The 26,669-nt window shown below is 66.8% G+C and carries 26 protein-coding genes; 13 read left to right on the top strand and 13 right to left on the bottom strand.

All coding sequences use genetic code 11. The annotated features are described in order from the left end of the window. Positions 1 to 87: 87 nt before the first annotated feature. Together dnaA and rpsT are read right to left on the bottom strand one after the other, a co-directional pair. Positions 88 to 1,599, bottom strand: a complete 1,512-nt coding sequence (gene dnaA / locus ACYQML_RS22775; RefSeq protein WP_207412677.1) for a chromosomal replication initiator protein DnaA — start codon at positions 1,597 to 1,599, stop codon at positions 88 to 90. A gap of 565 nt (positions 1,600 to 2,164) precedes the next feature. Next, positions 2,165 to 2,431, bottom strand: coding sequence for a 30S ribosomal protein S20 (gene rpsT, locus ACYQML_RS22770; RefSeq protein WP_018042629.1), 267 nt, complete (start codon positions 2,429 to 2,431; stop codon positions 2,165 to 2,167). Positions 2,432 to 2,890: 459 nt separating this feature from the next. Here rpsT and ACYQML_RS22765 point away from each other — a divergent pair, with 459 nt between their 5' ends. Beyond that, the gene (locus tag ACYQML_RS22765; RefSeq protein ID WP_461234109.1) at positions 2,891 to 3,523 is read left to right on the top strand and encodes a glutathione S-transferase family protein; all 633 of its coding nucleotides are present in this window, start codon (positions 2,891 to 2,893) and stop codon (positions 3,521 to 3,523) included. Between the two features lie 53 nt (positions 3,524 to 3,576). Next, a complete protein-coding gene (locus ACYQML_RS22760; RefSeq protein WP_461234108.1) occupies positions 3,577 to 3,984 on the top strand; it encodes a VOC family protein in 408 nt (135 codons plus the stop codon). Positions 3,985 to 4,006: 22 nt separating this feature from the next. Here ACYQML_RS22760 and ACYQML_RS22755 read toward each other — a convergent pair whose 3' ends face one another. From ACYQML_RS22755 to ubiE, 4 genes are all read right to left on the bottom strand, one after another. Beyond that, complete coding sequence (locus ACYQML_RS22755) at positions 4,007 to 4,216, bottom strand: hypothetical protein (RefSeq protein WP_461234107.1); 210 nt, start codon at positions 4,214 to 4,216, stop codon at positions 4,007 to 4,009. A gap of 245 nt (positions 4,217 to 4,461) precedes the next feature. Further along, positions 4,462 to 5,733: a phosphopantothenoylcysteine decarboxylase domain-containing protein gene (locus ACYQML_RS22750; RefSeq protein WP_461234106.1), complete on the bottom strand. Its 1,272-nt coding sequence runs from the start codon at positions 5,731 to 5,733 to the stop codon at positions 4,462 to 4,464. 100 nt (positions 5,734 to 5,833) lie between these two features. Then, positions 5,834 to 7,390: a 2-polyprenylphenol 6-hydroxylase gene (gene ubiB, locus ACYQML_RS22745; protein WP_056424785.1), complete on the bottom strand. Its 1,557-nt coding sequence runs from the start codon at positions 7,388 to 7,390 to the stop codon at positions 5,834 to 5,836. A gap of 211 nt (positions 7,391 to 7,601) precedes the next feature. Continuing rightward, a complete protein-coding gene (gene ubiE / locus ACYQML_RS22740) occupies positions 7,602 to 8,375 on the bottom strand; it encodes a bifunctional demethylmenaquinone methyltransferase/2-methoxy-6-polyprenyl-1,4-benzoquinol methylase UbiE (RefSeq protein WP_056258230.1) in 774 nt (257 codons plus the stop codon). Between the two features lie 145 nt (positions 8,376 to 8,520). On the opposite strand from ubiE, the gene mutM reads away from it, so the two are divergent. Further along, positions 8,521 to 9,441 carry a bifunctional DNA-formamidopyrimidine glycosylase/DNA-(apurinic or apyrimidinic site) lyase gene (mutM, locus tag ACYQML_RS22735; protein WP_461234105.1) on the top strand — a complete coding sequence of 307 codons (921 nt, stop codon included), beginning with the start codon at positions 8,521 to 8,523 and terminating at the stop codon, positions 9,439 to 9,441. Positions 9,442 to 9,448: 7 nt separating this feature from the next. Here mutM and ACYQML_RS22730 read toward each other — a convergent pair whose 3' ends face one another. From ACYQML_RS22730 to uvrB, 3 genes are all read right to left on the bottom strand, one after another. Further along, on the bottom strand, positions 9,449 to 10,198 hold the full coding sequence (locus ACYQML_RS22730) for a YidB family protein (RefSeq protein ID WP_461234104.1): 750 nt from the start codon (positions 10,196 to 10,198) through the stop codon (positions 9,449 to 9,451). Between the two features lie 38 nt (positions 10,199 to 10,236). Further along, entirely contained in the window at positions 10,237 to 10,536 is a 300-nt protein-coding gene (locus ACYQML_RS22725; RefSeq protein ID WP_056424796.1) for a hypothetical protein, read from the bottom strand. Positions 10,537 to 10,642: 106 nt separating this feature from the next. Next, entirely contained in the window at positions 10,643 to 13,330 is a 2,688-nt protein-coding gene (gene uvrB, locus ACYQML_RS22720; protein ID WP_461234103.1) for an excinuclease ABC subunit UvrB, read from the bottom strand. A 77-nt stretch (positions 13,331 to 13,407) separates the two neighbouring features. Between uvrB and ACYQML_RS22715 the strand changes: the two genes are divergently transcribed. From ACYQML_RS22715 to ACYQML_RS22685, 7 genes are all read left to right on the top strand, one after another. Further along, entirely contained in the window at positions 13,408 to 13,908 is a 501-nt protein-coding gene (locus ACYQML_RS22715; RefSeq protein WP_461234102.1) for a VOC family protein, read from the top strand. 212 nt (positions 13,909 to 14,120) lie between these two features. Next, a complete protein-coding gene (locus tag ACYQML_RS22710) occupies positions 14,121 to 14,951 on the top strand; it encodes a transglutaminase domain-containing protein (protein WP_056424993.1) in 831 nt (276 codons plus the stop codon). A 128-nt stretch (positions 14,952 to 15,079) separates the two neighbouring features. Next, positions 15,080 to 16,138, top strand: a complete 1,059-nt coding sequence (locus tag ACYQML_RS22705; protein WP_461235768.1) for an SDR family oxidoreductase — start codon at positions 15,080 to 15,082, stop codon at positions 16,136 to 16,138. A 29-nt stretch (positions 16,139 to 16,167) separates the two neighbouring features. Then, a complete protein-coding gene (locus ACYQML_RS22700; RefSeq protein WP_461229875.1) occupies positions 16,168 to 16,728 on the top strand; it encodes an ankyrin repeat domain-containing protein in 561 nt (186 codons plus the stop codon). 77 nt (positions 16,729 to 16,805) lie between these two features. Beyond that, positions 16,806 to 18,539: an outer membrane protein assembly factor BamB family protein gene (locus ACYQML_RS22695; protein ID WP_461235767.1), complete on the top strand. Its 1,734-nt coding sequence runs from the start codon at positions 16,806 to 16,808 to the stop codon at positions 18,537 to 18,539. A 221-nt stretch (positions 18,540 to 18,760) separates the two neighbouring features. Next, entirely contained in the window at positions 18,761 to 19,285 is a 525-nt protein-coding gene (locus ACYQML_RS22690; protein WP_461234101.1) for a hypothetical protein, read from the top strand. 131 nt (positions 19,286 to 19,416) lie between these two features. After that, positions 19,417 to 19,842 (top strand): acyl-CoA thioesterase, encoded by a 426-nt coding sequence (locus ACYQML_RS22685; protein ID WP_311274889.1) that lies wholly within the window; start codon positions 19,417 to 19,419, stop codon positions 19,840 to 19,842. Positions 19,843 to 19,875: 33 nt separating this feature from the next. On the opposite strand, the gene ACYQML_RS22680 is transcribed toward ACYQML_RS22685, so the two are convergent. Continuing rightward, complete coding sequence (locus ACYQML_RS22680) at positions 19,876 to 21,096, bottom strand: phosphopentomutase (RefSeq protein ID WP_461234100.1); 1,221 nt, start codon at positions 21,094 to 21,096, stop codon at positions 19,876 to 19,878. A gap of 14 nt (positions 21,097 to 21,110) precedes the next feature. After that, a complete protein-coding gene (locus ACYQML_RS22675; protein ID WP_461234099.1) occupies positions 21,111 to 22,739 on the bottom strand; it encodes an ABC transporter ATP-binding protein in 1,629 nt (542 codons plus the stop codon). A gap of 114 nt (positions 22,740 to 22,853) precedes the next feature. On the opposite strand from ACYQML_RS22675, the gene ACYQML_RS22670 reads away from it, so the two are divergent. The 3 genes from ACYQML_RS22670 (at position 22,854) to ACYQML_RS22660 (ending at position 24,953) form a co-directional block, all read left to right on the top strand. Next, positions 22,854 to 23,735, top strand: a complete 882-nt coding sequence (locus ACYQML_RS22670; protein WP_461234098.1) for a lytic transglycosylase domain-containing protein — start codon at positions 22,854 to 22,856, stop codon at positions 23,733 to 23,735. A gap of 82 nt (positions 23,736 to 23,817) precedes the next feature. Beyond that, positions 23,818 to 24,732, top strand: coding sequence for an alpha/beta hydrolase (locus ACYQML_RS22665; RefSeq protein ID WP_461234097.1), 915 nt, complete (start codon positions 23,818 to 23,820; stop codon positions 24,730 to 24,732). A 29-nt stretch (positions 24,733 to 24,761) separates the two neighbouring features. Beyond that, positions 24,762 to 24,953 carry a DUF1192 domain-containing protein gene (locus ACYQML_RS22660; protein ID WP_207412625.1) on the top strand — a complete coding sequence of 64 codons (192 nt, stop codon included), beginning with the start codon at positions 24,762 to 24,764 and terminating at the stop codon, positions 24,951 to 24,953. Here ACYQML_RS22660 and ACYQML_RS22655 read toward each other — a convergent pair. After that, positions 24,943 to 25,272: a hypothetical protein gene (locus tag ACYQML_RS22655; RefSeq protein ID WP_461234096.1), complete on the bottom strand. Its 330-nt coding sequence runs from the start codon at positions 25,270 to 25,272 to the stop codon at positions 24,943 to 24,945. The two genes, ACYQML_RS22660 and ACYQML_RS22655, sit on opposite strands and share 11 nt — an antisense overlap. Then, entirely contained in the window at positions 25,272 to 26,492 is a 1,221-nt protein-coding gene (gene zigA / locus ACYQML_RS22650; RefSeq protein ID WP_461234095.1) for a zinc metallochaperone GTPase ZigA, read from the bottom strand. Before zigA ends, ACYQML_RS22655 begins: the two co-directional genes overlap by 1 nt. Between the last annotated feature and the right edge of the window lie 177 nt (positions 26,493 to 26,669).

Below are 26,669 nucleotides of genomic sequence, written 5' to 3'. Positions count from 1 at the left end.
CGGTCTCCGACGCCAGCCTCCGAGAACCGGAGCTTTCCCTCCAGCGCGAGGCGAAGCTTCTCATGCGGCTTCGCCTCGTCCAAGCTGTCAGTCCTGCAACATCCGCTTGAGGAGCTCGACCTCGTCGTTCAGCACATTGTCCTCGCCGATCAGCTTATCGATCTTGCGGACCGCGTGGAGCACGGTGGTGTGGTCGCGCCCTCCAAAGCGGCGGCCGATCTCGGGCAGCGACCGCAGGGTCAGCACCTTGGAGAGGTACATCGCGATCTGGCGCGGCTTGACCACGGCGGCGGTCCGCCGCTCCGACAGGATGTCCGAACGCGAGACATTGTAGCGCGAGGCGACCAGTTTCTGGATGTCCTCGATCTTGATGCGCTTCGGCTCGCGGTTCTTCACGAGGTCGCGGATCGCGGTCTCGGCCGTCTCCATTGTCACGGCGGTGCCGGTGAGCGTGGCATGGGCGAGAAGCCGGTTCACGGCGCCTTCGAGATCGCGGCCATTGGCGGTGATCGCACGGGCGACATAGGTGGCGACGGTGGGCGACACCTCGAAATTCGGATGCGCCACCCGCACAGCGGCCAGCCGTGCGGACAGGATCGACATGCGCAGCTGCTCGTCCAGCGTGCCGATTTCGACCACGAGGCCGCCGGCCAGGCGCGACCGCACACGCTCTTCCAGGGCTTCGAGTTCGGTGGGCGGACGATCCGAGGCAACGACGACCTGACGGCCCGCATCGATGAGCGAGTTGATCGTGTGCCCGAACTCAGCCTGAATCGACTTGCCCTGAATGAACTGGACGTCATCGAGGATCAGCAGATCGATGGCGCGCAGTTTCTCCTTAAAGGCGAGCGCACTCTGGGTCTTCAGCGCGTTGACGAAGCCGTACATGAAGCGGTCGGCGGTGAGGTAGATCACCCGGCGGCCGGATTCGCGCGCGGCGTGGCCGATTCCGTGGAGAAGGTGGGTCTTACCCAGGCCGACGCCGGCATGGAAATAGAGCGGATTGTAGAGGGCACCCTGGCCGTCATGACGGGCCACGCGCTCGGCTGCGGCGTGTGCCAGGGCATTGGATCGCCCGACGACGAAGCTCGCGAAGGTGAGGCGATTGTCGAGGGGCGCGCCGTTGAGGTCGCCGGAGGCTTCGCCGCGCGCCTGAGAGGAGGATTCCGCCTCGGCCGGGAAGCTCATCTCGCCGGATGAGGGCTGCGCGCTGCTGGCGGCCTGGAGACGGGCGAGGGGACTCGCGGGAGCCGAGGACTTGACCGCACCCGAAACGACGCGTGGGGGAGCACCGGCACCGCGCACGCCCACCTCGATGAGCGAGACGCTCTCCACTTCGCTGCGGAACGTGGCCAGGACACGGTCGAGATAATGGGATTCGATCCAGCTCTTGAGGAACCGGGTCGGCACGCTGAGGCGGGCGGTCCCGGAGACCACCTCCACCAATTCGAGACGCGCGAACCAGCTGGCGAAGACGTCTTCGCCCAGTTCCGCCCGCAGGCGCCGCTTCACGCGCGCCCAGGCAGCAACCGTGTCCGATCCCCCTGCGCCACTCATGCCGGTCTCGGCGTTACCCGCCACGCTACCGTCGACATGCATCATCGCTCTCCTCGCGCCGAGGGCGGAAGCCGCCGCCCGGAACGTACGCACACTGGACTGACTTCACGCCCCGCAAGGAATTCGCGGAACCCATAGAGATCCGGCGGAGTCAACACCTCCACCGCAGGCTTTTGCCGATGAGAAGACCCTATCAACAATAAGCTACGGTTCTCCTAACAACGGGGGTTGCGGGGAAAGCAGTGTGAGGTGCCCTGAGAGTCTCGCTGATCCGCACCGAGTCCTGAGCCGCCCGAAACCTTGCGGACGATTCGGATAGGTTTGAATTAAGTGTGAATTTTCCCGCTTTTGGCGAGACATCATTAATCTACACAGCCCTCCTAGACTCCGCAACACGGCAGATTCGCAAGTAGGGTTAACGGTTCGACTCGGATTGGAGCGACCAACAGCCCACCGGACAGTCCGGGATGGCAATGACCCGCGACGAAACATCCGGCGGGTTCGCACGGCGGATGCATTGGGACAGAGGCGGGAAAACACGGCCTGAAACGAAAGAAGCCCGGCACTGAGGCCGGGCTTCTTTCGCGTCATCCAAGGAAGGAAGGGATCAGGCTGCGAGAGCCTTGACCCGCGCCGCGAGGCGCGAAACCTTCCGGGAGGCGTTGTTCTTATGAACGATGCCGTGCTGTGCGGCCCGCATGATCTCGGGCTCGGCTGCCCGCAGGGCGGTCAGCGCAACGGACTGGTCGCCGCCGGAAATCGCCTCTTCGACCTTGCGGAGGAAGGTACGCATACGGCTGCGGCGCGAGCGGTTCACAGCGGTCCGCTTCGCGATCTTGCGGGTCATTTTCTTGGCCGACACGGTGTTGGCCATGGGGCATCCTCGTTCATGTAGGGCGATGCCGACGAGCCCGCGGGCTTGGTGTGTCGGTCTACGCGCGAAGGTTGTTCGGGCAATGGCGAAGCCGACGGGCTGCGTGAGTGCGGCCTGTCGGCGAAGCGCGCTCTATAGACACGCCCCGGCATTCCGTCAACGCGACAGGCGCGAATGTCCGTACCGCCGATGCTACCGAACCCTCGCTCGCGCCATCGACATTCCGCACTGAATGACGCCGGCCGAACAAACAAATCGGCTGACAGCAAGTATTGTATCGGACTACGAACAGGTTATCCGCAGCCTCGACAGTTGAACGGGGCGCCCCGACACAGCCCTCTCGTTCACGACACGATCATCGGGCGATCGTCTTTTTTCGCTCGACGATGAGACGACGTTTGACCGGGACCGGGCTTCGGAGAAAGTGGCCTTCCACGATTCGCACGCGAAACGGAATAGATGACCTCTGACATCACGCTCTATCATTCACCCAACACGCGCTCGTCTGGCGTCCGAATCCTGCTGGACGAGCTCGAGGTGACCTATCGCCTGCACGTCCTCAATATGCGGGCGGGGGAGCATCGCCAGGCCGCCTATCTGGCGATCAATCCCCTGGGCAAGGTCCCCGCCATCCGGCACGGGGATGCGGTCATCACCGAGCAGGCCGCGATCTATCTCTATCTCGCCGACGAGTTCGCCGAGAAAGGCCTCGCGCCGCCGGTCGGGGACCCGCTGCGCGGTCCCTATCTTCGCTGGATGGTCCTCTACGGGTCGTGCTTCGAGCCGGCGGTGATCGACCGCGCGCTCGAAAGAGAACCGGGCCCGATGGCGATGTCGCCCTATGGCAGCTTCGACGCGGTTCTCGACAGCATCGTCGCGGGCCTGTCGAAGGGGCCGTATCTTCTGGGCGAGCGATTCAGCGCCGCCGACATCCTTTGGGGTGCCGCACTCGGCTGGATGACTGCGTTCAAACTCGTCCCGGAAGAACCCGTGATCGTCGCCTACGTGGCCCGGATCAAGGATCGCCCCTCCTTCCGCAAGATCACGGCCGACGAATCCGCCCTCGCGGCCAAGCAGCAGGAAGCGGACTGATCACTGTTCGCGACCCACCATGCACATCGGATTCATGAGAAGGAGCCACAGACATGCGGATGATCTTCGTCAATCTGCCGGTGAAGGATCTCGAAGCCTCGAAGACCTTCTTCGACGCCCTGGGCTTCACGTTCAATCCGGCGTTCACCGATGAGAATGCGGCCTGCATGGTGGTGTCGGACAGCATTTTCGTGATGCTGCTGACGGAAGCGCGCTTCCGTGACTTCATCACCGGCGACATCTGCGATGCATCGAAGGCCACCGAAGTGCTGACCTGCCTCTCCTGCGAATCACGCCAGGAGGTCGACGATACCCTGGCCAAGGCGCTGGCGGCCGGGGCCAAGCCTTGGAAGCCGAACATGGATTACGGCTTCATGTATGGCTGCTCGTTCCAAGATCCGGATGGCCACGTCTGGGAGCTGATGCATATGGATCCGGCAGCCATTCCGCCGCAATCCTGAGACGTGCATCCGGCCGCCGGGCTCAGCCCGGCGGTATCGCCGTGCCGGTCGAGCGCGTCATCAGCGTCGAAGGAAGCGAGGAGGGGGCGAAGGCCGCCACGAGATGCATGCCGATGACGGGCGCGAAGACCAGCGTCATCATCACGAGAAGGATCAACGCCACGCTGTTGTCGCGGGAGGGCGAAGCGGCGCGCGAGCGGGCACGGCGGAAAGCAAGGGTCTGGAAGGTCATGGGCTCACCTCGTTCGACCGGCCGTCAGGGCCGATCGCGGGTGAACCCGATCAAGCGATCAGGCGCTCAACACGCTGTCGGCCGAAGTCGGCGCGGTCCATCGACTACTGTCGCTGGGCATTGGGTTCGAAAGTTCCTGTGATCCACCGAGCCGAGCATATGCCGGGCAACGGCGGTTGCGCCCACATGATGCGGTGCGAAGGGTTCGTCAAGCCTTAACGTGGCATCCGCGGGATTGATCCGCATCACGATGCGAGCCGCGCGGCGAAGCGCTCCACCAGCCGTCGCCCGACCTCGTCCTTGTCGAGGGTCGGCCATGTCTCCAGACCACCATCCCGGTCGAGCAGATGGATGGTGTTGGCGGTGCCGCCCATGACACCGCCCTCGGCGGAGACATCGTTGGCGACGAGCAGATCGCAGCCCTTGCGGGCGATCTTCGCCCGGGCATGGGCGATCACCGAATCGGTTTCGGCGGCAAAGCCGACCACCAGCCTCGGGCGTCCTTCACTGCGCTGGGCGATGGTGGCGAGAATGTCCGGATTCTCCACAAGCGAGAGGGGCGGTACGGCCGCCCCGTCCTTCTTGATCTTGGATGCTTGATCCTGCGCCGGGCGCCAATCCCCCACTGCCGCGGCGAAGATGGCGAGGTCGGCGGGGAGGGCGGCCTCCACCGCCGCCAGCATCTCCCGCGCGGTCTCCACAAGCACCATCGTGACGCCCTTCGGATCGGCGATGGAAACGGGACCGGAGATGAGCGTGACCTCCGCGCCCGCTTCTGCGGCAGCGGCGGCGATGGCGTGGCCCTGTCGCCCCGACGAGCGGTTGGCGAGGTAGCGCACGGGGTCGATCGGTTCATGCGTCGGGCCGGACGTCACGAGCACGCGCCGGCCCGCGAGAGGCTTCTGCGGCGAACGACCGGCCAGAAATCCAAATCCCCCGGTCGCCGCCGAGGATGCCTTCGAGATTTCACCGAGCATGGCCTCGACCGCATCGGCGATCTCCAAGGGCTCCGCGAGGCGGCCCGGACCGAACTCAGCTTCCGCCATGGCGCCGTCATTGGGTCCGACCACCCGGACACCGTCGCCCTTCAGGGTCGCGAGATTCCGACGCGTCGCCGGATGCTGCCACATGCGGACATTCATCGCCGGAGCGATCAGGATCGGGAGGGTCGTCGCCAGGAGAACCGTGGAGGCGAGATCCGAGGCGTCGCCGCTCGCCATCCGTGCCATCAGGTTGGCGGTGGCGGGCGCGACCACAATGGCATCCGCATCGCGTGCCAGCTTGATATGGCCGATATCGGCCTCCTCCGTCCGGTCGAACAGGTCGGTATGGGCGCGCTCTCCGGCCAGGGCGGCAGCGGCGAGGGGGGTCACGAATTCCTGTGCCCCCGACGTGAGCAGCGGACGCACCCGCGCCCCGCGCTCGCGGAGGCGGCGGATCAGGTCCAGCGACTTGTAGGCGGCGATACCGCCACCGATGACGAGCAGGATGCGTCGGTTCTGGAGGGGGAGGGTCATGATGGAGGGCTACTCCCGCGCTTCGTGATCGTCCACAGCGAACGGATTTGGCATGGCGGCCACGAACAGCGGTGTCCGCGCCATCCCGTTCACCCGGCCCTTACCGGAATGCCATCACCAGCGCGCCTACCGCGATGGCCCAGAGCGCCGCCGTGGACCAGAGCGCCCGTCGACGCTCCTTGCGGGCGATGCTCTCCAGCGCCTTGCGGTCACCGGTTCCGCTCTCGTCGAGACGCACGAGAATCCGGCGCAGGCGCTGGGCGAGATCGGGCAGGTCGGTGACGACGTCGGACAATGTCAGGGCCGCACGTCCCGCACCCTCGATTCGCCCGAGAGGTCCGAGATTACGGGCGATCCAAGAGCGGACCACCGGCTCCGCCCCGGTCCACATGTCGAGCTGCGGGTCCAGGGAGCGGGCGACGCCCTCCACCACCACCATGGTCTTCTGCAGCATCACCAGTTCGGTGCGCGTGCTCATGTCGAACAGGGCGGTGATGTCGAAGAGCAGGGTCAGAACCTTGGCCATCGAGATTTCGTCGGCCCGTCGCTGGTGGATCGGCTCGCCGATGGCGCGGATGGCCTGGGCGAAATCCTCCACCGAATGGTGGGCCGGCACGTAGCCTGCCTCGAAATGCACCTGCGCCACGCGCTTGTAGTCGCGCAGGATGAAGCCGAGCAGGATCTCCGCGAGGAAGCGCCGCTCCATGATCCCGAGCCGGCCCATGATGCCGAAATCGACCGCCACCAGCGTGCCGCTCGCATCCACGAACAGGTTTCCGGGATGCATGTCGGCGTGGAAGAAGCCGTCGCGAATCGCCTGCCGTAGAAAGGACTGGATGACCGCGAGGCCGAGCGCCTTGGGGTCGTGGCCGGCGGCGACGATGGCGGCGCGATCATTGAGCCGGATGCCCTCGATCCACTCGCTCGACAGCACGTCCCGCGCGGTCAGCTCCCATTCGGGCTTCGGCACGCGGAAATCGGCATCGTCCTTGGTGTTCTGCGCCAGCTCGGACATGGCCGCGGCTTCGAGCCGGAAATCCATCTCCATCATCACGGAGCGGGCCAGGATCTCGACCACATCGCGCGGACGCAGGCGCTCGGCCTTCGGCGACAGGGCATGGACCACGCGGGCCATGAACCGCATCACCTGAAGATCGCGCTGGAACCGCTCCCGCACGCCCGGCCGCATGATCTTCACCGCCAGCACCCGCTCGACGCCGTTCGCGTCGAGAATGTGGGCCTTGTGGACCTGGGCGATGGACGCGGCGGCCACGGGCTCGCTGAAGGACAGGAACAGTTCGCGGACCGGCTTGCCGAACGCGGCTTCGACCACGCGGATCGCCTGCTCCTGCGGGAAGGGCGGTACCCGGTCCTGCAGCTTCTCGAGATCGAGGGCTGCATTCATGCCGACGATGTCGGGCCGCGTCGCCAGGAACTGGCCGAACTTGACGTAGGAGGGTCCGAGCCGTGTCAGAGCGCGCTGCAGCGGCCCCGCCCCTGCGCCGAGGCCCGGCCGCTCCAGCATCCGCCCGAGCTTCAGGGCGAGGCGCAGATGCGGCGGCAACTCGGTGGGGTCGATGAACGACAGCCCGCCTTCGCGCGCCAGCACAAAGCCGACCCCGGCACCACGGATGAGATAGACGATGGCGCCTAGCATGGGATGCTTTCAGGGCGGATGGTCAGCTCGGAACGGCGCTTCATCCCACCCATGACCCTCATCCTGAGGTGCCGCGATAGCGGCCTCGAAGGAGGCCTCCAGAAGCCGCGGCGTGATCTGGAAGCCTCCTTCGAGGCCGCCGCTACGCGTCGGCACCTCAGGATGAGGTGGTGTATCGAGGTTGCGCCGATCTGAGACAATCGCTCCGACGTCACGAGATCTTCCAGCCGGAATGGATCGCCACGATCCCGCCGGACAGGGGCCGGTGGGTGACGTGCTTGAACCCGGCTTCCTCGATCATGCCGGCAAATCGACCAGGGGTCGGGAATTTGCGGATGGATTCCACGAGATACCGGTAGGAATCCGCGTCGCCGGCCACGCTGGCGCCCAAGCGAGGAATCACGTGGAACGAATAGGCGTCGTAGATGCGGTCGAGGACCGGCAGGTCGACCTTGGAGAATTCGAGGCACAAGAAGCGCCCGCCGGGCTTCAGGACGCGGCGCGCCTCGGCCAGGGCAAGGTCGATCCGGGGCACGTTCCGAATGCCGAACGCGATGGTGTAGGCGTCGAACGCCTCGTTCGGCAGGGGAAGCGACTCGGCATTCGCGGTGACGAAATCGATCCGCCCGTCATAGCGGTGGCCGGCCCGCTCGGCGCCGACCCGCAGCATCGATTCGTTGATGTCGAGCACTGTGACATGGGTCTCGGGGCCCCCCGCCTCCAGGCAGCGGAAAGCGATGTCGGCGGTGCCGCCGGCCACATCGAGATGGTGGAAAGGCCGGTTGCGTGGTGGCCGCAGCATCGAGATGAGATGCGACTTCCAGGCGCGGTGGAGCCCGCCCGACATCAAGTCGTTCATCAGGTCGTAGCGTTTCGCCACGGAGCGGAACACGTCGTCGACACGCCCCTGCTTCTCGTCGAGCGCAACCTGCTCGAACCCGAAATGCGTGCTGGTCTCGTCCTTCGAACGCTCGGCCGAACTCATGTCACCATCCTCTTGCGCGAGCGTCATAGCGAAAGCCGGCAAGGATCGCCATGTGCCGGGTTAGACAGGTGCATGACGATCGGTGGCAAATGCCGGCCCTCGTCATGTCGGCGCCGTCCCCCGATCCAGAGCCTCGCCCCCCTCCATGCCAGAACTGCCCGAAGTCGAAACCGTCCGTCGCGGGCTTTCCCCCGCCATGGTGGGTGCACGCTTCTCCCGCGTGACCCTGCGCCGGCCGAACCTGCGGTTTCCCTTCCCCGAGCGCTTCGCCCAGCGGCTCGAGGGCGCCACGGTGACCGATCTGGCGCGACGGGCGAAATACCTTACCGCCGGTCTCGATACCGGGGAAACGCTGATCCTGCATCTCGGCATGAGCGGGCGCTTCGACGTGGCCTTGCCGGACGGTCGTAACGTCTCGCCGGGAGATTTCTATCTCGAAGGGGCGCTCGGCAATGCCAAGCACGACCATGTGGTGATGGCGATGTCGAACGGCGCCACCGTCACCTATAACGACGCGCGACGTTTCGGCTTCATGGATCTCGTGCCGACCCTGGGCCTCGCCAGCTGTAAGCATTTCGCCGCGATGGGGATCGAGCCGCTGAGCGAGGCCATGAGCCCGGAGAGCCTGGCGCTCCTCTTCCGCAACAAGATCACGCCGCTGAAGGCGGCCCTCCTCGATCAGCGGCTGATTGCCGGTCTCGGCAACATCTATGTCTGCGAAGCGCTTCACCGCGCCGGGCTGCATCCCGAATTGCCGGCGGGATACCTGGCGAAAGACGACGGGCGGCCGACGACGAAAGCACGATTGCTCGCACGGATGATCCGCGACGTGCTCACCGAGGCCGTCGCCGCCGGCGGGTCCACCTTGCGCGACTACGCCCATACCGATGGCGGGTCGGGCTCGTTCCAGCATGCGTTCCGGGTCTACGACCGCACCGGCGAACCCTGCACGGCGAAAGGCTGCGGCGGCACCATAGCGCGGATCGTGCAATCGGGACGCTCGACGTTCTATTGTGCGACCTGCCAGCCTGCGAAGCCCGGCAAACCTGCTGTTCGCCGGGCCTGACTCGGTATTACCAGCCGCGACGCTCCTCGGGATCCGGCTTCCGTCCTTGCGGGGTCAGTCCGTCGATGACGCCCGGTAGCGCCTGGGCAAGCTGTGACAGCAGATCGTCGCGGGAGAGGCCGGTGCGGCTCTGCAGCGTGTTCACCGTGTCCGAACCGAGGGCGTCCGCGAGCCGGTTCGGCTCGACGGGCTGGTTCTGTCCATGCCCAATCCAGGAACCGATGGCGTCGCCGAGACCGCCCCGCTGGAGCCGGTCGATCAACCCGTCGAACCCACCGAGATCGTCGCCCTGCTCCTGGTCGAGGCGGCTGTAAGGCCCCGCGCCGGAGGAATGACCCTGATCGCGAGAGCCCTGGTAGCCCTGGCCGCCGCCGGGTCCGTCGAGCATCCCCGACAGGTCGCTGAAATCGCCTTCCGGCGACGATCCGCGTGATCCGCCGCCATAGCCGCCACGGTCTCGGCCCTCGTTGTACGAGTCCTGGTTGAAGCCGCCCTGGTCGCCGTCGTCATAGTGCTCAGGCGGCCCGCGCCGTCCCTGCTCCATTTCCGGCTGGCCTCCCCGACTGCCGCCGAGGATGTCGCTCAACCCGCCGCCGCCCTTCTGCAGGAGCAGCATCAGCAAAGCCTGCACGATGGGCGACAGGGAGCCACCGAGCGCGCCGCCACCGGAACCGCCGCCTTGCTGGTGATCGCTGCCCCGGCCACCGCCGAGGACGTTGCCGAGCACACCGCCGATGACCTGATCGAGTAATCCCATGGTCGTTCCTCCTGAGCAGCGAGCCTTGACGGCGAATCCTATTCCCGGCGTCCCCCGGTCCCGGCGCGGTCGCGCGCGGGCAGATGATCGAGCGGGTTGGTCCGAGACGACTTGCCGTCATCCTCGGTCACAGCCGTCGTGGGGCGGATGGCGCTCGGCGGCTTCACGTCGCCGATGGGCTTCGAACCGGATGTCTCGCCGGATCGGGTTTCCGACGGCACGTCGGCGGCCGTCGGTTGGTCGCGGCGATCGGAGATTGCCTGGGCAGGCGCGGTCTGCACCAGGAAGATGCCGGCTGCGAGGAGCAGGCTCGCCCGGATGAGAGGTTCCTTGCGCATGGGATTGCTCCGTCGGTTCGAGGCACCGGGGCGCCCGGGTTCGGGCGCCGTCACATGCTTCTCCAAGCCCGAGCCTAGGCCGGGGGTTCCGACGCCGGTGCGGGTTTCAGTCGCGCTTGCGCCCGCCGCCGCCCTTGTATTTCGGCTTCTGGCCGCCGAGCCCCTGGGTCGAGCGTGCCTTCGGGCGCTCGGCCCAGAGCGGCGCTTCGCCCCCCACGGGTAATTCGCGGTCTGTGCCCGGGCCCATATTGTCGAGGCTCGGCTTCGAAATACGACTCCGCTTCGCGCCGTACTTTCCGGCATCTCGCTCCACGTCACCCTGGCGCGCCATCGGATCGTCCGAGAGCAGGAGTTCCGTCGCCTGGAGGCGCTTCAGCTCGTCGCGCAGGCGCGCCGCTTCCTCGAAATCGAGATCGGCCGCGGCCGTGCGCATGCGCTTCTCGAGATCGGCCATGACGGCCTTGAAGTTGTGGCCGATCGTGGCCGCGTTCTTGGCCAGACCCGTATCGACCTGGACGTGGTCGCCCTCGAACACGCTGCTGAGAATGTCGGAGATTCCGCGCTTCACGCTCTGCGGCGTGATGCCGTGCTCCTCGTTATAGGCGAGTTGCTTCTGGCGGCGGCGCTCGGTCTCCGCCATGGCCCGTTCCATCGAGCCGGTGATGTTGTCCGCGTAGAGAATGCAGCGCGCGTCGGCATTACGCGCGGCGCGGCCGATGGTCTGGATCAGCGAGGTCTCGGAACGCAGGAAGCCTTCCTTGTCGGCGTCGAGGATCGCCACGAGGGCGCATTCGGGGATGTCGAGGCCCTCGCGCAGCAGGTTGATGCCGATGAGCACGTCGAACGCGCCGAGCCGCAGGTCGCGGATGATCTCGATCCGTTCCAGCGTGTCGATATCCGAGTGCATGTAGCGCACGCGGACGCTGTTCTCATGCAAATACTCGGTCAAGTCCTCGGCCATGCGCTTGGTGAGCGTCGTCACCAGGGTGCGGTAGCCTGCCTGCGCGACCTCGCGCACTTCGCCCAACAGATCGTCCACCTGAGAGCGGGCAGGGCGGATCTCGATCACCGGATCGACGAGGCCGGTGGGGCGGATGACCTGCTCGGCGAAGACGCCGCCGGTCTGCTCCATCTCCCATTTCGCCGGGGTCGCCGAGACGTGGACCGATTGCGGCCGCATGGCGTCCCATTCCTCGAACCGGAGCGGGCGGTTGTCGAGGCAGGAGGGCAGGCGGAAACCGTATTCGGCCAGCGTCGCCTTGCGGCGAAAGTCGCCCTTGTACATGCCGCCGATCTGCGGAACCGTGACGTGGCTCTCGTCGGTGAAGACGATGGCATTGTCGGGCAGGTATTCGAACAGCGTCGGCGGCGGCTCGCCGGGCTTGCGGCCGGTGAGGTAGCGCGAATAGTTCTCGATACCGTTGCAGGCGCCCGTCGCCTCGATCATCTCGATATCGAAGGTGCAGCGCTGCTCGATCCGCTGCGCCTCGATCAGCCGGCCCATCTTGGTCAGCTCGTCGACACGCAGCTTCAGCTCGGTCTTGATGCCCTTGATCGCCTGCTGGAGCGTCGGGCGCGGCGTGACGTAATGCGAGTTGGCGTAGACCTTCACGAATTTGAGGTCATTGATCTTCTTCCCGGTAAGCGGATCGAATTCGGTGATCGACTCGATTTCGTCGCCGAACAGGCCGATGCGCCAGCCGCGATCCTCCAAGTGGGCGGGCCAGAGTTCGATCACGTCGCCGCGCACCCGGAAGGTGCCGCGGGCGAAGTCAGACTGGATGCGCTTGTATTGGAGCGCCACGAGGTCGGCGACCAGTTGGCGCTGCTCGATCCGCTCGTTCAGCGACACCGTGAACGACATGGCGGTGTAGGTCTCCACCGAGCCGATACCGTAGATGCACGAGACCGAGGCGACGATGATGACGTCGTCGCGCTCGAGCAGAGCGCGGGTGGCCGAGTGGCGCATCCGGTCGATCTGCTCGTTGATCGAGGATTCCTTCTCGATGAACGTGTCGGAGCGCGGCACGTAGGCCTCGGGCTGGTAGTAATCGTAGTAGGAAACGAAATACTCCACCGCGTTATCGGGAAAGAAGCTCTTGAACTCGCCGTAGAGCTGCGCCGCCAGGGTCTTGTTCGGCGCCAGGATCAGGGCGGGGCGCTGAGTCGCCTCGATGATCTTGGCCATGGTGAAGGTCTTGCCGGAGCCGGTGACGCCGAGCAGCACCTGATCGCGCTCGTTCTTGTTCACCCCCTCCACCAGTTCGGCGATGGCGCGCGGCTGGTCGCCCGCCGGCTCGAACTCGGATTTCAACGTGAAGGCGAGGCCGCCTTCGGATTTCTTCGGACGCTCCGGGCGATGCGGCGCCCAGGTCTTGCCATCCCGGAACAGCGGGTTGCCCTCGGTGAGGAGGCGCGACAGCGCGTCCACCGTGGCGGATACGCCGTCGGTGGCCAGCGAACCTTCATCCTCGTTCGCCAACGCCTCGGGTGCCGGGCCGTCTTCCGGCGGCGTGATCCCCAGCGCTTGGGCGAGGCGTGGGTCGACCTCGGCCGCGTCGCCGAGGGTGAACCCGGCCTGCGGCGCTTCACCGAAACCGCCGGGCGGCGATGCGGCTTTCTTGGGCCTGCCGGGCTTCTTCGGCGGAGCCGGCGGCGCAGGATTCTCGACCGCGGGCAGCCGGTTACGGTTGAGCGCCGGGCTCAGCAGGGCGGCCAGGTGCTCGTCGAGCGGTTTCAGCTCGGGCTTCGAAGCCTTCGCCGAGGAGACGCGGGGTTTGTTCGCAGGAGGCATGGGTGGAATATGGCCCCGCGGAACGAAAGGGGAAAGGGCGGCCCATCGCTTCGCGCTAATCAGGAGCGAGACCCATCATGACGACGACGTCGAACCCGATCCATCCGCAGGCGCGGATCGGCCATGTCCATCTCAAGGTCGCCGATCTCGACCGGGCCCTGGCCTTCTATTGCGGCGTGCTCGGCTTCTCCCTGAAGGCTCGTTACGGCACCCAGGCCGCCTTCATCGCGGCGGGGGATTACCACCACCATATCGGGCTCAACACTTGGGAGAGCGAAGGCGGCAGCCCGCCGCCGCCCGGTACGACCGGCCTGTTCCACCTCGCAATCCTCTATCCGACCCGCGCCTCCCTCGCCGATGCCGTGCAGCGTCTCGACGCGGCCGGCATCGCCCTCGACGGGGCCAGCGACCACGGTGTGAGCGAGGCACTGTACCTGCGCGACCCGGACATGAACGGGGTCGAACTCTACAGGGACAGGCCGGAAGCGGAATGGCCGCGCGATGCCGAGGGTGGCCTCACCATGTTCACCCGCCGCCTCGACCTCGCCGATCTCCGGGCCGCCCTGGATGAAACCTGAGGAGCACCAAAACGTTAGGTGGCAACCTTTCCGTGTGCTAACCAGTGACGAGACGATACCGCTCTCGAACGGGAGCGGCCGAGGCGGGCATGGCGGCACCAGATCGTCGCCGCCTCGACGCCACCCGCTCGCTCGAGGCCCACGGTCTCGGGCGCAGGGCGGCGGCGGGTGGAGACGAGCCGCGCCCCCCTTTGCCCGATGCGAGCGACCCCATGAAAATCCGGACCGGCTACACGATCGGCTACGACACGTTCGGCCCGACGCCGATCACCCTGATGCTCAACGTCCACCCATCCAGGGCCGGTGATCTGCTGACACCGGAAACGATGACGATCGAGCCGCCGGTGGAGGCTCACAGCTACCTCGATCCGTTCGGCAACGTCTGCACCCGCATCCTCGCCCCCGGTGGTCGGATCACGGTGTCGGCCGATTTCACGATCGAGGATTCCGGCGAGCTCGACGAACTCGTGCCCGAGGCGAAACAGCATCCGGTGCAGGATCTCCCGGACGACGTCATGCCGTTCCTGCTCGGCAGCCGCTATTGTGAGACCGACAAGCTCTCGAACATCGCCTGGGGTCTTTTCGGCACCACACCCGAGGGTTGGGCACGGGTCCAGGCGATCCACGATTTCGTGCACCGGCACATCAAGTTCGATTACCAGCAGGCGGACGCCACCCGCACGGCTTTCGAAGCCTACACGCAAAAGATCGGCGTCTGCCGCGATTTCACGCATCTCGCCGTCGCCTTCTGCCGATGCATGAACATCCCGGCCCGCTACTGCACCGGCTATCTCGGCGATATCGGCGTGCCCGTGGTGCCGCCGGGCGACTTCTCGGCCTGGCTCGAAGTCTATCTCGACGGGCGCTGGTTCACCTTCGACGCCCGCAACAACAAGCGCCGCATCGGCCGCATTCTCATTGCGCGAGGCCGCGACGCCACCGACGTGGCGATCTCCACGAGCTTCAGCACGGCCTTGCTCGCCAGCTTCGACGTGCATACCGACGAGATCAGCGAGACCGGCGAGTTGACCCCCATCGCCTGAAGCGGATCCACGCCGGATCGACATCCGACCTCCCGCGTTCCGATAGACACATTCCCTCCTCGGCCGGTCCCTCCTTCGGATAGGCCGAGGAGGAATGCACCTCTATTGGAGACAGCATGTCGGACAGGATCAAGGGTACGGCGCTCATCGCCGGTGCGAGCGGCATCGTCGGCAACAACCTCGCCCGTCACCTCGTCGCCGAGGGCTGGAAGGTATTGGGCCTGGCGCGCCGGCCCGTGGATATCGAGGGCGTGACCCCGGTGACGGCGGACCTGACCGATCCTGCCTCCCTGCAAGCGGCCTTATCCAAGCTCGCGCCGACGCATGTCTTCATCACCACATGGATGCGGAAGGCGACCGAGGCCGAGAATTGCCGCGTCAATGGCGCCATGGTGCGCAACCTCCTCGACGCGCTGCAAGCGGCTCCGTTGCGCCACGTGGCCCTGGTGACCGGCCTCAAGCATTATCTCGGGCCCTTCGAAGCCTATGGGAAAGGCACGCTGCCGCAGACGCCGTTCCGCGAGGACCAGGACCGTCTGCCGGTGGAGAATTTCTACTACGTACAGGAGGACGAGGTCTTCGCTGCCGCCAAACGCCAGGGTTTTGGCTGGAGCGTGCACCGTCCGCACACCATCGTCGGCTATGCCCTCGGCAACGCCATGAACATGGGCGTGACGCTGGCCGTCTACGCCTCCCTCTGTCGAGAGTCCGGACGCCCGTTCCTGTTCCCGGGCTCACCGCAACAATGGAACGGGTTGACCGACGTCACCGATGCGCGGCTGCTGGCCCGTCATCTCGCCTGGGCCTCTACCGATCCCGCCGCGGCGAACACCGCGTTCAACGTGGTCAACGGCGACGTCTTCCGCTGGTCGTGGATGTGGGGCCGCATCGCGGAATGGTTCGGCCTGGAGCCGGCGCCCTATCCGGGTGCGGCGACACCCCTCGAAGAGCAGATGGCCAAGGACGGGCCGGTCTGGAGGGATCTGGCTCAACGCCACGGGTTGGTCGAGTCCGACCTCGACCGTCTCGCCTCCGCATGGCACACCGATGCGGATCTCGGCCGACCGATCGAGGTGGTCACCGACATGGCGCGCAGCCGCCGGCTCGGCTTCCTCGATTATCAGCCCAGCGACGACAGTTTCCTCGACCTGTTCGGCCGGTTGCGGACCGAAAAAGTCATTCCCTGACACAGCATTCACTGAGACAGAAAGTGACGATGCAATCCGAAACGCCGGCTTCGCCCAACCCTGCGCTTCCCGAACTCGACTCGGAGACCCTGGCCTTCGCGGGCCGGGTCTTCCAATATGCGCGGGCAGGGCATGTGGACGAGCTCGAAGAGCTATTCGCTCAGGGACTCCCGGCGAACCTCCTCAATGACAAGGGCGACAGCCTGCTGATGCTGGCCGCCTATAACGGGCAGGTCGAGACCACGCGCCTCATCCTCGAGAACGGCGGCGACCCCGAACTCTCCAACGACCGCGGACAGACCCCGCTCGCCGGCGCCGCCTTCAAGGGCGACATGGCCATCGTCGAGCTACTGCTGGAGAAGGGCGCCTCCATCGACGGCACCGGAACCGGCACGCGCACCGCGCTGATGACGGCGGCGATGTTCAACCGCACCGAGATGGTGGAACTCCTGCTGGCGCGGGGTGCGGACCCGGCCAGGCGCGACGGCAACGGGCAGAGTGCCGCGGATCTCGCCCGTTCCATGAACGCCGCCGACACGCCGTTCCAGCTCGAGGCGGCCATCCGGCTCGCCCGACTGAGCGTCGACTGAAGCCAACCGATCGATGGATGGGGCGTGACGGGATGATCAAATCGCTGGCGATGGTCCGCCGCTCCGTCTTTCCGCTGATGGCCGGCGCCCTGACAATCTCCTCGGGAGCGGGGGCCGAGGAATGGCCGATGTTCGGCCGCGACCATACCAACCGGCATTTCTCGCCGCTGACAGTCATAGACCGGGGTAACGTCGCCAAGCTGCGCCCGGCCTGGATCTTCCAGACCGGGATCACCGGCTACTTCCAGGCCGAGCCGGTGGTGGTGGACGGCGTGATGTACGTCTCCACCACGCAGAACCACGTGGCCGCCCTGGAGGCGAAGACCGGCCGGGTGATCTGGACCTACACCCACAAGGCGCGGACGGAGAAGATCTTCGGACCGCCCTCGAATCGCGGCGTCGCGGTCTCGGGCGGCAAGGTCTTCGAGGCGACCATGGACGGGCGGGTCATCGCCCTCGACGTCAAGACCGGCAAGGTCCTGTGGGACCATGAGGCCGTCCGCCCTGAGGAGGGCGAGTCCGAAACCGCGTCCGATCTGGCGGGAACGCTCGGCGCGGGCGCGATCCAGGGTTCGAGCCGGCTCGGTTTCAAGATGCCGCCCCTGGTGGCCGACGGACTGGTCATCGTCGGCGTGGCCGGTGCCGGCTACGGCCTCCACGTGGAGGACGAGAAGGGCGGGCTCGACGGCGGCGCCGTGGTCGGGATCGAGGGCGGCTACGGCCGGCGCGGCTGGCTCGCTGCCTACGATGCGGCCACCGGCGAGGAGCGCTGGCGCTGGTACGTGACCAAGGAGGACGGCTGGGAAGGCGGCTTCGTGGAGAAGACCGCCGATGGGGTGCCGCTCAATCGCGATATCGCCGCCGAGAAGGCGGCCGCGCCCCGGCACAGGGAGGCCTGGAAGGTCGGCGGCGGCTCGCTCTGGATGACCCCGGCCTACGATGCCGATCTCGGCCTGATCTATGTCGGCACCGGCAACCCCGCGCCGCAGAATTTCGGCCTCTCGCGGCCGGGCGACAACCTCTACACGATGAGCCTCGTCGCCCTGGAAGTGAAGACCGGAAAGCTGCGCTGGTATTACCAGCAGGTCCCCCATGACGAATGGGGCTACGACGTCGCGAGCCCGCCCTTCCTGCTCGATTACGCGACGCCGCAAGGTCCGGTGAAGGCGGTCGCCGAGGCGAGCAAGACCGGCTGGCTCTACGTCCACGACCGGGCGACCGGCACGCTCCTCGGCAAGTCCGCGCCGCTGACCACTCAGAAGAACCTCTACGCACCGCCCACCGAGACCGGAACCGTCGTCAGCCCCGGTCCCCTCGGGGCGATCTCCTGGCATCCGGTCGCCTTCGATCCGACGACGAGCATGGCCTATGCCCAGGTCCGTCACGGCGCGACGACCTACACGGTGAGGACTGTTCCCGCCGCCGCCGGCAGGCCGCAGATCCGTTTCACCGAAACGAGCGAGGCGAAGGGAGAGCCTTCCTTCAGCACGCTCACGGCTGTCGACCTCGCCAAGGGCGGCGCGATCAAATGGTCGGTAAAGGCGGGAAGCCGCCTTTCGGGCGGCACGCTCGCCACCGCCGGCGGTCTGGTCTTCTCCGGCGAGGAGGACGGCCATCTCGACGCCCATGACGCGGCGACCGGCACGGTGCTGTGGCGGTTCCAATGCGGTGCCGGGATCGGCGGGCCGCCGATCACTTATTCGCTGGACGGCCGGCAATACGTGGCCGTGGCGGCCGGCGGAGCCTCGTTCACCAAGGGCTCGGGTTTCGGCACCGGCGACGCGCTCGTCGTGTTCGCCCTGCCGGACTGACGGTTATCTCGTCACTTCGCATGTCCGCCTCGACGGGCCGAGGAGCGCCTCCGTCATCGACTCCCTGCCGGACATGCTCCCCCCACAAGCTTGGCCAGCACGATGGTTGACCGTCGTGATAGGGGTCGAGGATCGCTATCATCGCGTAGACGGCGTGCGAGTAGCGTGCTGTCGTCGATAGCGGGGCCAATCGTGTTTGCCCGGCCGCAGGAAGTGACGGCATGAACCCGAACACCCGGCGATGGGCCATCAGTAGCGTCTTCGGCCTGTTCGTGGGCTGGGCGATCGGCGGGGTGATCTTTCCCGCCCTGACGGCCCTCATCGGTATGATGGTCCGGCCCAACCCGGGCATGCGGGATGCCGCCATAACCTGGCCGGGACCGGCGGTAGACATGCTCCCCTTCCTCGCCATCGGTCTTCAGGCCAGCGTGGTGATCGCCGTGACGCTTCTCCTTGCCCGCGTGGGCGATGAGCGTCGACGCATAGGCTGGGGCTGCCTCGCCGTCGGGGGAGCCATCCTGCTGAACGGCATCGTCCTCCTGGCGATCACGGGCGTCCTGGGCTGGCTTCTCGACCGGGATTCCGGTGGTGCCAGCGGTGGCGAGGCGAGTGCCGGCTTCTTCCTGCTGCTGTTGGGCCTGCCCTACGCCCTGCTCTGCATCGCGCTGCTGGCGGGCGGGGCGGTGATGCTGCGCAGGCGCCCGCCTTCGCCGCCGCCGGGAGGAACGGGACGGTCCGGACTGTGAGGAAGGCGTGACGACCGCCGTTACCCTTCAAGCGGGTCACCTGTTCGCGCCCGGCCGGATGTGACAGGACGACACAGGCGGCGCGCCGCTTGCATTGGCAGAACCGAGATCACAAGAGACCGCACCACCCCATGTCGACCGATGTTTCCGAGCCACGACAGCCCACCGACCGCGGCTCCCCCGTGGTGCGCACGATCGCGATGCCCGCGGACACCAATCCGGCCGGGGATATTTTCGGCGGATGGCTGATGGGGCAGATGGATCTGGCGGCGGGCAACGTCGCCGCTCGTCGCGCGCGGGGCCGCTGCGCCACGATATCCGTGGATGCCATGACCTTCCATCGCCCGGTCATCGTCGGCGACGAGGTCAGCATCTATGCCTGGATCGTGAAGGTCGGCCGCACCTCGCTCCGCATCCAGGTCGAGGTCTGGCGCCGCGAACGCGAGAGCGAGACTACGATGAAGGTGACGGAAGGCCTGTTCACCTTCGTCGCCATCGGCAGCGACCGCCGCCCGAGGCCGATCCCGCCCGAGGTCGAAGAGACCTGGGAGGTCTGAGTTTCGATCCCACCCGGTTCGGGCGGGACCGCCTCACCACCACGACGTGCCGCGTCCCAATTCGCCGACGTCGAGATGGCTGGCGATGGAGGCTCCGATATCCGCGAAGCTCTCCCTACGCCCGAGTGACCGGGCGGCGAGACCGGGACCGAAGGCCAGGACTGGCACCTGCTCGCGGGTATGCTCCGTCCCCGACCATGTCGGGTCGTTGCCGTGGTCGGCGGTGACGATGCAGACATCGCCCTCTTCGAGCACCGCATGGATCTCGGGCACGCGCGCATCGAAGCGCTCCAGCTCGGCGGCGTAGCCGGGCACATCGCGGCGGTGGCCGTATTCCGTGTCGAAATCGACCAGGTTCAGGAAGACCAGCCCGCCCTCGGGGAGGGTGCGGAACGCGGCCAGCGCCGCATCGAGGCAGGCAACGTTGCCGGCGGCCTTGATCTCGCGGCCCGTGGCGCGGTGGGCGAAGATGTCGCCGATCTTGCCGACGCTGACCACAGGGCGTCCCCGCTCGCTCAGGCGGTCGAGGAGGGTTTCGCCCGGCGGCTGCGTGGCGAAATCCTTGCGGTTCGGGGTACGCCGGAAACCAGTTTCCTCCGAGCCGAGGAAGGGACGGGCGATGACCCGGCCGATCCGGTAGGGGTCGCAGATCTCGCGGGCGATCCGACAGAGCTCGTAGAGCCGGTCCAACCCGAACGTCTCCTCGTGAGCGGCGATCTGGAAGACGCTGTCGGCCGAGGTGTAGCAGATCGGCTTGCCCGTCCGGACGTGCTCTGCCCCGAGACGCTCGACGATCGGGATACCGGCGGCGTGGCAATCACCGAGGATACCGGGGAGTTCGCCCCGTTCGATCAGCATTTGGATGAGGGCTGTGGGGAAGGCCGGCACCCTGTCGGGAAAGTAGCCCCAATCCTCGGTGACGGGGGCGCCCGCGATCTCCCAATGGCCGGAGGGTGTGTCCTTGCCGGGCGCGGTCTCGACAGCATGTCCGTAGGCCCCATCGACCGGACCGGATGGCTCGAGCCCGGGCGGGATGCGGCCGCTCGCCCCCGCGGCGGCGAGACCGAGGCCGAGACGCGTCAGGTTCGGCAGAGCGAGGGGGCCGGCTCGCAGGCCCGCGCGATCGCCCGCCCCGGCGGCGCAGGATTCCGCGATATGGCCGAGCGTGTCCGAGCCCTCGTCGCCGTAGCGGGCAGCGTCCGGCCCTCCGCCGATGCCGACCGAATCGAGGACGATGAGAAAGACGCGCGCCATGGGTCTCGTCGTGTTCAGGCCGGGACCACGTCTTCGGTGGTGGCGCTGTTGAGATAGAAGGCGGCAGCGAACAGGGCCTTCGTGTACTCGGTCTGCGGCCGGGCGAAGATGGCCTCCGCCGGGCCTTCCTCCACGACCTTGCCGTTCTGCATCACCAGCACGTAGTTCGCCAGCGCACGCACGACCTTGAGATCGTGACTGATGAAGAGGTAGGCGAGCTTGCGCTCCTTCTGCAGGTCGCGGAGCAGGGTGACGATCTGAGCCTGAACCGACCGGTCGAGGGCCGAGGTCGGTTCGTCGAGGACGACGAAGCGCGGTTTCAGCACCATGGCGCGGGCGATGGCGATGCGCTGGCGCTGGCCGCCGGAAAATTCGTGCGGGTAGCGATCCATCGTCGCCGGATCGAGACCGACATCGGTCAGTGCCTTGGCGACCACGGCGCGCCGCTCGGTGCGCGACTTCACCGCTCCCTGCACGACGAGGCCCTCGGCGACGATGTCGGCCACCGTCATGCGCGGCGAGAGCGAGCCGTAAGGGTCCTGGAAGACCACCTGCATGTCGCGCCGGAACGGTCGCATCGGTCCGGGGCCAAGCCCGGCAATGGATTGGCCGAGGAAGACGATAGGACCCTCGCTGCCGGTGAGGCGCAGCAGGGCGAGCCCCAGAGTGGTCTTGCCCGATCCGGATTCCCCGACGATCCCGATCGTCTCCCCCTCGCGGACGGCGAGTGACACGCCATCCACCGCCTTCACGTGGAAGGTCGTGCGCCGGAGAAGCCCCTCGCGGACCGGGAACCACACCTTGAGCGGGCCGGCTTCCAACAGGCGTGGAGCGTCGTCCGCCACCGGGTTGGCGCGCCCCTTCGGCTCGGAGGCGAGCAGGCGCTGGGTATATTCGTGTTTGGGCCTGGCGAAGATCTCATCCACCGGCCCCGCTTCGACGATGCGGCCGGCGAGCATCACGCAGACCCGCGAGGCGATGCGCTGCACGATGCCAAGATCGTGGGTGATGAACAGCATCGACATGCCGAGGCGCTTCTGCAGGTCGGCCAGGAGCGTGAGGATCTGCGCCTGGACGGTGACGTCGAGGGCGGTGGTCGGCTCGTCCGCCACCAGAAGGTCCGGCTCGCAAGCGAGCGCCATGGCGATCATGACGCGCTGGCGCTGGCCGCCGGACAATTCGTGCGGATAGGCGCCCATGCGCCGCTCGGCGTCGCGGACGCCGACGAGTTCGAGCAATTCGAGGATGCGGGCGCGGGCCTTGCGGCCGGACAGGCCGCGATGAATCTCCAGAACCTCACCGATCTGCCGCTGGATCGTGTGCAGCGGATTGAGCGAGGTCATCGGCTCCTGGAACACCATGGTGATGTCGGCACCACGGATCTTGCGCAGCTCCGGCTCCGGCAAGGCCAGAATGTCCCGTCCCTTGAACAGGATGCGACCGCCGGGATGGACGGCGCTCCCATCGAGGAGGCGCAGGATCGACAGGGCCGTCACCGACTTGCCCGACCCGGACTCGCCCACCAGGGCAACCGTCTCGCCCCTGTGGATCGTGAAGCTCACGCGATCCACCGCCAGCGTCTCACGCTCACGCGAGCGAAAGGCGACCGACAGGTCTTGGACGTCGAGCAGCGTGTCAGTCATCGAGGGAAGGGCACCGGGTCCGCGGATTGGGGGAAGCCGAGGTTCTTATAGCGCGGCGCGATGAGATCGGCGAACGGCGATTGATCCGGCGCCAGACCGCATTACAAACGCCCCGTGACATCCCTCCGCAGCCTGATCCTCGCCTGTTGTCTCCTCGCCGCCACGCCGGCCTCGGCCGAGGTGGCGACGGAAACCGTGGAGCAGGCGCTCTGCCGCCTGATCGAGGATTCGGCCAGGGTGCGCGGCCTGCCCGTGCCGTTCCTGACGCGGCTGATCTGGCGGGAAAGCAGTTTTCGCGTCACGGCCGTGAGCCCGGTCGGTGCGCAGGGCGTCGCGCAGTTCATGCCGGGAACGGCACGCGAGCGCGGGCTGACCGACCCGTTCGATCCCGAACAGGCGATCCCCCACGCCGCCCATCTCCTCGCCGATCTCAATCGCCAGTTCGGCAATCTCGGCCTCGCGGCTGCGGCCTATAATGGCGGCGCGGGCCGGGTCTCGGGCTGGCTCGCCGGAACGGGCGGCCTGCCCGCCGAGACACGCGCCTACGTGATGGCGATCACCGGCGCGCCGGCGGAGGATTGGCGGGGGGGCGCGGCCGTCAACGGAGCCGAGGGAGAGTCTGATGCCCCCAAGAAGGAAGCATCGACGGCGGAAGCGCCGAAGACCTGCCTGCAGGTCACCGCCGCTTTGCGGATTCCCTCGCGCGGCGATCGCTTCGCCCTTGGCGGCAACGAGGGGCCGGCCGCCCCCTGGGGTATTCAGCTCGCCGGGAATTTCTCGAAATCCCTGGCGCTCCAGAGCTTCTCCCGCACCCGGAAGCTCTATGCCGGGGTGATCGGCGAGGTGCGGCCGATGATCATCGGGACGCGCCTGCGCAGTCGCGGCACGCGCGCCTTCTACCGGATCCGCATCCCGGCCGAGAGCCGGGCGGCGGGCGATATCCTGTGCGGCCGCATCCGGAAGGTTGGCGGCGCCTGCATCGTGCTGCGCACCTGAATCCGAAAAACCCTTTTTCCGGTCATGAATCCGCCGTGCGGCACGTGTCATTCGGGTCTTCGTTTCCCCGTTTGAGAGATGCATGACCCGCGCCTTCGCCGCCTTCGCCACTCTCGCCTGCCTCGCACTGGCCGCCTTCGGGGTCACGGCCTGTTCGCCCCTCGCCCTCTTCGATGCCGTCGGCCCGCGAGACCAGGGCGGCCGGCTCGCCCAGAAGAGCGCCGCCTTCGGCACCCATCCGCGGCAACGCCTTGATGTCTTTACGCCCGTCGGCGGCGCGGCGGATGCGACGGTGCTGGTCTTCTTCTATGGCGGCTCGTGGAAATCGGGCGCGAAGGACGATTACGAATTCGTCGGTCAGGCCCTGGCGGCCCAGGGTTTCGTCACCGTCATCCCCGATTACCGGGTCTATCCGGAAGTGCGGTTCCCCGACTTCCTCGATGACGGCGCCGCCGCCATCGCCTGGGTCCGCGACAACATCGCAGAATATGGCGGCGACCCGCGCCGCATCGTTCTCGCGGGCCATTCGGCCGGGGCCTACAATGCCCTGATGCTCGGGCTCGATCCGCGCTACCTGCGCAAGGCGGGCGTCGACCCGAAGGTGATCCGGGCCGTGGCCGGTCTGTCCGGCCCCTATGACTTCCATCCTTTCGACCAGGACACCTCACGGGACGTGTTCGGACAGGCCCCCGACCCGGCGGCGACGCAGCCGATCACCTTCGCCAGCCCTCATTCACCGCCCGCATTCCTGGCCACGGGCGGCAACGACACCATCGTCCGTCCGCAGAATACCCAGAGCCTCGCGGCGCGACTGCGCGCGGTGCGCGTGCCGGTGCAGGAGCGGATCTATCCCGGCCTCGACCATGCCGACACGCTTCTGGCCCTCTCGGTCACCTTCCGCTCGAAAGCGCCGGAACTGTCGGAAATGACGACATTCCTCAAGCAATATGCCGGCACTCAACAGCACGTTCGCTCGGTCTCGCGGTGGGACCGTTAGGCGAGCGCCGGAAGACAGGGGGACAAGCCATGCGCGACGACGACACGGACCGGCCGAAGCGCACGGTCTCCCATACGATCGGCGAGAGCCTCGACACACTCTCCCTCGACGAGATCGCCGAGCGGATCGCCCTGCTGCGCGCCGAGATCGAGCGCCTGGAATCGGCCCGAACGGGCAAGAAGTCCGCGCTGGACCGGGCATCATCGATCTTCAAACTGTAGGCGCGGAATCTCCGGGCGGGGCCGCGCCCTCCCGCCTCATGGCATCCTCTTCCTCGCCCAGCCGGGCGATGTCGTCGGCCACGACCGCCTCGAATCCACGCGCGATCTTCAGCGCCCGCGTCGGCTCGCCGACCCGCATCACCAGGACGATGGTCTCGCGATCGGCGCAGCCGGGCTCGCCACAGGCGATTTCGTTGACGGCGAGGACGTCATCCTCGCCGAGCCCGAGACCCAGGCGAAGCTCGTCCTTCAGCCTCGCCGCATCGGCCGACCGTGCGGCCGAGCGGGCGCGGGCATCCTTGAGTGAAAAGAACGCCATCAGGCGGCGGCACGCTGCCAGGCGGGAAAGGGATCGGGCAGGGCGCGGTAGGGCGCCGGATCGAACCGCGTCACCTCCTCGGAACCGACCAGACAGGCGTCGAGTGCGGCGGTGATCGCTGCCTGGTCGAGACCCGTCCCGATGAAGACGAGTTCCTGGCGGCGGTCGCCCCAGGGCTCGCTCCAGTTCCGGGACAGATGACTGCGCCACTCCGCATCCTCCGGCCAGCGGGCCTTCGGTACGCAGGCCCACCACGCCCCCATCGGGGAAACCCAGGCGATGGCACCGGCGAGGGAGAATTCACCGACCCAGTCCGGGCGCGTCGCCAGCCAGAAATGCCCCTTCGCGCGGATGAGGCCCGGCCACGTCGTTTTGGTGAAGGCATCGAAGGCCTCGGGCGCGAAGGGACGGCGAGCCCGGTAGACGAAGGAGCCGATCCCGTATTCCTCGGTTTCGGGCACGTGATCGGCGGCGCCGTAGAGCTCCTTGAACCAGAGCGGGTGTTCCTGCGCCTTCTCCTCGCTGAACAGGCCGGTATCCAGAACCCGATCGAGGGGGACGCGGCCATGGGAGGCCTCGACGATGCGGGCATCGGCATTGAGCCCGCGTATCACCGAGCGGACCAAAGCGAGCTGATCCGCCCCGACATCACCGGCCTTGTTGAGGACGACCACATCGGCGAACTCGATCTGCTCCACGAGAAGGTCGACAAGGGTCCGGGCATCCTCCTCGCCCGCAATCTCGCCCCGGTCGCGAAGGAACGCCGTCGAACCGTAATCGCGCAGGAGACTCACCGCGTCGACCACGGTGACCATGGTGTCGAGGCGGGCGACGTCGCTCAGCGCAGCCCCGTCTTCGTCGCGGAACGAGAAGGTGCTCGCCACCGGCAGCGGCTCGGCGATGCCGGTGCCTTCGATCAGGAGGTAATCGAACCGCCCTTCCTCCGCGAGCGTCCGGACTTCGGCCAGGAGGTCGTCCCGCAGCGTGCAGCAGATGCAGCCATTGGTCATCTCCACCAGGCGTTCGTCGGTGCGAGAGAGGTTGGCGCTGCCCTCACGGATCAGGGCGGCGTCGATGTTCACCTCACTCATGTCGTTGACGATCACGGCGACGCGTCTTCCCTCGCGGTTGTTGAGAATGTGGTTCAACAGCGTGGTCTTGCCGGCACCGAGGAAGCCGGAAAGGACGGTGACGGGGAGACGGTGATCGCGCTGGCTCATCGGAAATCCACTATGTAATGTAATAGTATTACAATTCGTGGGATCGTCCCTGTCAATCGCCGTTTGAAAATCTCTGTCCACGGGTAGACAGAGGAGGGTCGAAAAGCTCGCTCCGCGTGTTAGGGGAGGGCCATCCCGGCAGAGTCGCGGCAAAGGTGCAGCCGCTGGCCGGCGATC

It is taken from the genome of Methylobacterium sp. CM6244 (genome assembly GCF_054817885.1).
Note: the sequence above shows the minus strand (reverse complement) of the source record. Positions and strands in the feature narration are given on the sequence as shown.